Here is a 6,703-nt window from a genome sequence, read left to right as displayed (position 1 = left end):
ACACTCAACATAAAGACGGCTGTTCAAAACTGAATAATCATTTTTTGGCAACGGTCTGAGGATTTATTTGACAATTTTGGGAAATGAATTTATGATTATTATTAATTGTTTTCTTTTAATCCTTTGCCCAGAATTTACCATGTTTTGGGCTATTTTTATCACCTCTTTCTTAACATTCAACACTTGTGGTGATAAGCGCTTAAAACCGTCAACCGTCAACAGTCAACCGTCAACAGTCAACAGTCAACCGTCAACAGTCAACCGTCAACCGTCAACCACCAACAGTCAACCGTCAACAGTCAACAGTTAACAGTCAACAACCATGGAAAATTTTCAAAATTTGCAAGTTTATCAGTTGTCAGAAAAGCTTGCAAACGAAATTTGGTTGATTGTACAAAAATGGGACTATTTTGCTAAAGAGACAGTTGGTAAACAAATTGTAAAATCTACAGATAGTATTGGTGCTAATATTGCTGAGGGGAATGGACGTTACAACATACAAGACAATCAACGTTTTGTGAAAATTGCCAGAGGGTCTTTAAATGAGACAAGACATTGGTTAAGACTTGCTTACCAACGAAACCTTTTAAGTCAAGAAGATGTAGATAAAATAAAACCAATTATTGATGAATTATCACCAAAATTAAACGCATACCTAAATTCACTTAAAAATAAATCAGTCAACAGTTAACAGTCAACCGTCAACAGTCACCAGTCAACAGTCACCAGTCAACCGTCAACCGTCAACCGTCAACCGTCAACCGTCATGAAATACCTGCGTGACTATCCCTGGAAGATTAGCTATACCAGCAATACCCACAATACTATTACTGATTTTTACATTCCTGCCTTAGAGTGTACTATCCAATATGACCGCAAAGCAGGTTTTTTCAGCAGTGCTATTTTAAGTAAAGTAGCCCGGGGTTTGGGTGCGATGCTCGATAATGAGGGGAAGATTCGTTTAATTATGGGTTGTCAGTTCAGTCCCCAAGATTTACAAGCCATTCAACGGGGATATGAACTACGAGATGCTTTACTCCATCGTTTAGATGCTGATTTAAAACCACCAGGAAGTTTTGTTGAACTTAAACATCTAGAAATTCTTAGTTGGTTAATTCAAAATCAATATCTTGATATTAAAATTGCCATTCCTCTTCAAGAAAATGGATTACCAGAAGATACTATACAGCAACTAGACCCACAGCATATGTTTCACGAAAAAGTGGGTATTTTTACTGACAGCAAAGGCGACAAGTTAGTGTTTAATGGCTCCAATAATGAATCTATAGCCGGGTGGGAAAAGAATATAGAATCTTTTCATGTTTATTGTTCTTGGGAGGAAGGAAGGGAATTAGATAGGGTGGAAGAGGAGGTAAGTAGGTTTGAGCAAATTTGGTATGATATATCCCCTAATGTGAGAGTTTTTGAAGTTACTGAGGCGGTACAACAGAAGCTGTTACGTTACACACCTGGTACTAAACCTAATTGGAATATCCATACTGAATTTGATACTCCACCAATTAATAATGTTGACAGTCCCCCGTCAACAGTCAACGGTGAACAAGAAAAGTTAGCATTTGCTCAACTTACCAACATTCATGAACACCCTGGCTGTTTGGATTTTTGTTTAAAGTCAATTCCTATTGAACCGTGGCCGCACCAAATTAAAATTTTGCGTCGTGTTGCTAAAAATTTTCCCCAAAGTTTTCTCATTGCTGACGAAGTGGGTTTAGGTAAAACAATTGAGACGGGTTTAATTTTGCGTTATTTGCTGTTGTCTAAACAAGTGAAGCGAGTACTAATTTTAGCACCTGCTAGCGTTCAACCCCAATGGCAAGAGGAACTACGGGAAAAATTTAATCTGCATTTTTGGAGTTATACACAAAATGCGTTCACCGTTGACAGTTCACTGTTAACCGAAAAATACACTCACCCCTCATCCCTCACCCCTCACCCCTCACCCGTCACCCGTCACCCGTCAACAGTCAACAGTCAACAGTCAACAGTCAACCGTCACCAGTCAACCGTCAACCGACCACCGTCAAACAATCCCTGGAACACCCAAGATTTAATTCTTGCTTCTTCCCATTTAGTGCGGAGGAGTGAAAGAATGTACCAGCTACTAGAAGCTGAACCATGGGATTTAGTGATATTAGATGAAGCTCACCACGCCCGGCGCAAAAGTCCTCAAGACCGTAAGGAAACTCCTAATCGCTTGTTGGAATTAATGGTACAGCTCAAGGAGAAAACTAAGTCTCTGATTCTGCTGTCAGCAACTCCTATGCAAATTGACGCTATAGAGGTTTTTGATTTATTAAACTTGCTAGGACTAAGGGGACATTGGAGTTATGGCCATAACTTTTGCGATTATTTCGCCTCTTTACAAGGTGCTGTTAGTGGGGAAGTAATGAATTTTTGGCAATTAATGTCTACAGATTATTTTCGGGGTGGTGGTCAACCCTGCTCTAGATTAGAACAGTTTTTCACTAAAAGCGATCGCTCTGGAGGTAATGGAGTTAATCGCATCCTGGCTTATAAGTTACAGGATATTTGGCAAAGGGGTAAAAAAATCTCTAATCACAAACAACTGTTGGGGGATGAAGAGTTTATCAATACCTCCCGTCAATACTTAACGGTGAATACTCCTTTAAAAGATTTAATGTTTCGCCACACCCGGGAAACTCTCAGACAATACTATCAAAGGGGATTACTAAAAAAGGATATTCCCACTAGAGTTGTGCAAGATAACGCCATTACCCTAGAAGCACAACGGGAAGTACCCCTTTATGTTGGTGTGAGCGATTATGTCCGTCATTTTTATCGACTAGCACAAAAAGACCAGCGTTCCTGTTTAGGTTTTTTAATGACCCTTTACCGCAAGCGCCTCACCAGTTCATTTTATGCGGTCAAATCATCTTTACAGCGCCGTTTAGATTATTTGTTAACTCAACAAGGAAGCATTTTAACTGATGATGATTTATTAGATGTGGATAATGCAGATGATGCAGTAATTGCTGGGTTGGAATCTTTCTTTGAACCCGTAGACCCCCAGGAAATTCAATACCTGGAAGATTTATTAACTCGGTGTGAAAATACTGGTGAAGATACTAAACTTTCTCGGTTTATCGAAGTTTTACGTCAAGAATTAACGGAGCGAGAAAGTGTAATAGTGTTTACCCAGTATACTGACACCATGGATTATCTGCGAAACACTCTACAGGAGTTATATGGTAGCCAAGTAGCTTGTTACTCCGGTCGCGGTGGAGAAGTCTTAATTACCAACAGTTCCCAGTCAAGGGTCAACAGTCAACCAACCTGGTGTTTAGTTCCCAAGGAAAAAATTAAAAGCCGATTTTGCCAAGATGAAATTAAGATTCTTCTGTGTACTGAATCTGCGTCGGAAGGTTTAAATTTACAAAATTGTGGTGTGTTGATTAATTATGATATGCCTTGGAACCCCATGCGGGTGGAACAGCGTATTGGTAGAATTGACCGCATTGGACAGAGGTATCCCACTGTAAGAATCCACAATTTTTACTATGACGGCACTGTGGAAGCGAAAGTTTATAAAAAACTGCGGGATAGAATTAACGCTTTTGCTAATGTGGTGGGTAATCTACAACCAATTTTAGCTCAGGTTCCCACCTTCATTGAACAAGCTGTAATGAGTGCTGACCCAGAAGAGGAAGACGTTTTGATGTCGGAATTTGATTTGACATTAGATACACCTATTCCTTCAGATATGGAAACAATGATTATCATGGATCTTGATGCTGATTTAGCAGAAATTAAAGAACCTATTCCACCTACTCCTTTGAGTTTAGAAACTATTGAGGATTTATTTACCTCTTCAGCAATTCTCAAATCTGCTGGGGTGATGTTTGAGCCCCAAGAAGAAAAAGTTTGGTTACTTACCTATCAAAGCAAGGAATATATGGTTACTTTTCACCCAGATATGTTTGATAAAATGCCTTCTTTGAGGTTAATGAATGTGGGAGAACCTTTATTTGCAGAGTTATTGCTTTTGGTAAACAACAGCCGGGATGGCTGTTTTGTAGACCGTTGATGAATCCAAAACAGGAGCCAGGGGGCCATCGCCCCATCTATGTATATTATTTTTCCTCTACACTAACCCACACTTCGCACTACAGGATAAATTGTCACGGACTTCACCGTAGCTATACCTGTGTTTTCCTCTTCTTTCTTCTTTAGCTTCAGCTGGGAGTTGAGGGCTTCCACTTCCTCTGAGTAGTCCCATGTATTCCTTTTCACTAAAAATGCGCTTAAATTACTAGTTTTGATTTTTCCCCCATGCTTCTCAATCAGCGTCACCAGATTAGGCTTTAACTCCTCCAACTCCTGGTCTAGATTCGCCTGTATCTGCTTAATTTCCTGATATCTCTTGAAATATTCAGACTCGTCATACCCTAAATCAATGAGGGGTAACTCAGGCTCAGTCAAATTTTTGTTTAGTGGTGGTTGGAACTTTTGAATATTCTGGTATTCCCAGTCATGCAAATCCTCCACACTATCCCAATTTAAGTAACATATCCACTGACAGCAATTACTTTTAAAATCCGCAGTACGCTCATGGTTTTGGTGTCTTTGTCTTAAGCTACTCGTAGAAATACCAACATACCAAACCCTATAAGCATCATCGCATATAAAGTAAATACCTGGTGAATCAGGTAAATTATGGTATTCACCTAACATCACTTTAGCTAATTTTTTAATTGTTATTTTCATCACATAGCTTTATTAATTGCAGTATCCCAAGAGACTAGCATCTTTGGTATTTTTTCAAAAATACCTCTTAAGACAGATTTCAAGTCCTGGAAAAAAACAATTGCGCCTTGATTTTAATTCTTCCCATTCCTCCACAGCGGAAATTTCGCCATCAGCCCCCTAAACCCTCTTTTGTCCGGGAAAGTGGCCGTGAGATTTCTTGTTTTCTGCAAAGATTACTCACCATTATCGCTGATTTACTCAATGGCAAAGGCATTTGTTTAAATGGCTTATTCCCATTCCCGCCTCCTTTTCTCCATCAATTGCTTTTAATAGCTCTTAAAGAGGTATTTTTTCATAAGAGGCATAACTTCCTTGTGTATACCTCCTTGTGTTCCAAGTCTAGCCCTAAGGACAATGTAAAAAACCTACCCCTGTAAGAAGGAAGACGCTCTCCCCTACCATCAGGAGGGACAAGGACTTGGGCGATGGTTTTTCTTTGTTTCCACCATTTTCTTATTAAAAGCGGGCGATGGGACTCGAACCCACGACGTTCACCATGGGAAGATGACATTCTACCACTGAATTACACCCGCGAATATGCTTAGTTAGGCTGTCTACTATAATAGCACTATGCTGTTTAAATTGTAACTCACAAACCAGTTTTTAGTTAACTACTAAAACCTAGGGGAAAAATTAGCCGTTACCTAGGGGTTTAAATGCCTCACATAGGGCTGATAACCGTTTATTTTCACGGTTGAGGGATTTGATGGAATCCGAAAACAGTGGCTACTATTCTCAACAAAGAAAGTATCACTTTTGATTGTGATTTACAGCGCACTTTAACAGCGCACTTTATCTGATTAGGTACAAAAGGGCAACCAGGATGACCACCCCACAAGATTTATGACATTAAGGTTTGTACTTTATTTCCTTGAAAACTGCTGTAAGTAGAAACGTCCCTAGGAACGACGCTGATGCCAAAACCACAATTGATAAATCTGCATGGCTGCCAATTGCAATTATAGCAAATTTAATGTGCAATTTTTTTGGGTAATTATAACAACATAACAGCAAAAAGTTTATTTCTTTTACTAACTAATATGTTCAATGCTACCGAAATTTTAATTGATGCATTTGTTAAACAAATTCGAGAAGGGTATCGTCGCACATACGGTTGCTTAAAAAATGAATATCAAGATATTATCGGTTGGGCTGGCAATATGGCTTTGGAAAATATTGCCAATAGCGATGCTCTTTATCACAACGTTGAACATTCTATTTTAGTTGCTATTGTTGGTCAGGAGATTTTACGGGGTAAACACATCCGGGAGGGTCGTGTTTCTAGTGAAGACTGGCTGCATTTTATCATTTCCTTGGTGTGTCATGATATTGGCTATGTTAAAGGAGTTTGCCGAGACGATAGAGAATCAATAGGTTTATATACCACAGCCCAAAATGGCAAAATGATCTCTCTCCATCCTGGGGCTTCTGATGCTGCTCTTACTCCCTATCATGTTGATAGAGCTAAACTGTTTATTGATGAACGTTTTGGTGGTCACAAGTTAATTGATGCTGAAGCAATTAAAATTAATATTGAGCTAACTCGGTTTCCTGTACCAGTGGCAGAAGATCATCAAGATACAGTTAGCTATGCTGGTTTGGTGCGGGCGGCTGATTTGATTGGACAATTAAGTGATCCACGTTACTTAAAAAAAATTACTTCTTTGTTTTACGAGTTCCAAGAAACTGGAATGAATGAAGTTTTGGGTTACAAAACACCGGCGGATTTACGTAAAAACTACCCTAAGTTTTACTGGAATGGGGTTTATCCTTACATTAAAGATGGACTAAGTTATTTGTCTCTCACACAGCGGGGTAAACAAATTGTGGCTAATCTTTACTCGAATGTTTTTGTTGTGGAACATGAAAAGAGCTAAGAAGAGAATTAACTTTTACTGGAAAATTGACAACTAAA

General features: G+C 39.1%; 5 protein-coding genes and 1 tRNA gene. 4 read left to right on the top strand and 2 right to left on the bottom strand.

Annotated features, from left to right (window positions below; translation table 11 throughout):
• Nucleotides 1–91: 91 nt before the first annotated feature.
• From NWP25_RS02420 to NWP25_RS02410, 3 genes are all read left to right on the top strand, one after another.
• On the top strand, nucleotides 92–310 hold the full coding sequence (locus NWP25_RS02420) for a hypothetical protein (protein WP_280698827.1): 219 nt from the start codon (nucleotides 92–94) through the stop codon (nucleotides 308–310).
• Between the two features lie 12 nt (nucleotides 311–322).
• On the top strand, nucleotides 323–691 hold the full coding sequence (locus tag NWP25_RS02415; RefSeq protein WP_271760768.1) for a four helix bundle protein: 369 nt from the start codon (nucleotides 323–325) through the stop codon (nucleotides 689–691).
• 75 nt (nucleotides 692–766) lie between these two features.
• The gene (locus NWP25_RS02410; RefSeq protein WP_280698825.1) at nucleotides 767–4,066 is read left to right on the top strand and encodes a DEAD/DEAH box helicase; all 3,300 of its coding nucleotides are present in this window, start codon (nucleotides 767–769) and stop codon (nucleotides 4,064–4,066) included.
• A 62-nt stretch (nucleotides 4,067–4,128) separates the two neighbouring features.
• On the opposite strand, the gene NWP25_RS02405 is transcribed toward NWP25_RS02410, so the two are convergent.
• Together NWP25_RS02405 and NWP25_RS02400 are read right to left on the bottom strand one after the other, a co-directional pair.
• On the bottom strand, nucleotides 4,129–4,749 hold the full coding sequence (locus tag NWP25_RS02405) for a GIY-YIG nuclease family protein (protein WP_280688189.1): 621 nt from the start codon (nucleotides 4,747–4,749) through the stop codon (nucleotides 4,129–4,131).
• Nucleotides 4,750–5,249: 500 nt separating this feature from the next.
• Nucleotides 5,250–5,321, bottom strand: a tRNA-Gly gene (locus NWP25_RS02400).
• A gap of 507 nt (nucleotides 5,322–5,828) precedes the next feature.
• Between NWP25_RS02400 and NWP25_RS02395 the strand changes: the two genes are divergently transcribed.
• Nucleotides 5,829–6,665: an Npun_R2479 family HD domain-containing metalloprotein gene (locus NWP25_RS02395; RefSeq protein ID WP_280698823.1), complete on the top strand. Its 837-nt coding sequence runs from the start codon at nucleotides 5,829–5,831 to the stop codon at nucleotides 6,663–6,665.
• The last annotated feature ends 38 nt before the right edge of the window (nucleotides 6,666–6,703 follow it).

Source organism: Umezakia ovalisporum Ak1311 (genome assembly GCF_029891685.1).
GTDB classification, from domain to species: Bacteria; Cyanobacteriota; Cyanobacteriia; order Cyanobacteriales; family Nostocaceae; genus Umezakia; species Umezakia ovalisporum.
Note: the sequence above shows the minus strand (reverse complement) of the source record. Positions and strands in the feature narration are given on the sequence as shown.

Excerpts from the sequence above, each read along its gene's own strand:
- NWP25_RS02395 (WP_280698823.1), top strand. The coding sequence starts at position 5,829 with ATGTTCAATGCTACCGAAATTTTAATTGATGCATTTGTTAAACAAATT.
- NWP25_RS02410 (WP_280698825.1), top strand. The coding sequence starts at position 767 with ATGAAATACCTGCGTGACTATCCCTGGAAGATTAGCTATACCAGCAAT.
- NWP25_RS02420 (WP_280698827.1), top strand. The coding sequence starts at position 92 with ATGATTATTATTAATTGTTTTCTTTTAATCCTTTGCCCAGAATTTACC.
- NWP25_RS02415 (WP_271760768.1), top strand. The coding sequence starts at position 323 with ATGGAAAATTTTCAAAATTTGCAAGTTTATCAGTTGTCAGAAAAGCTT.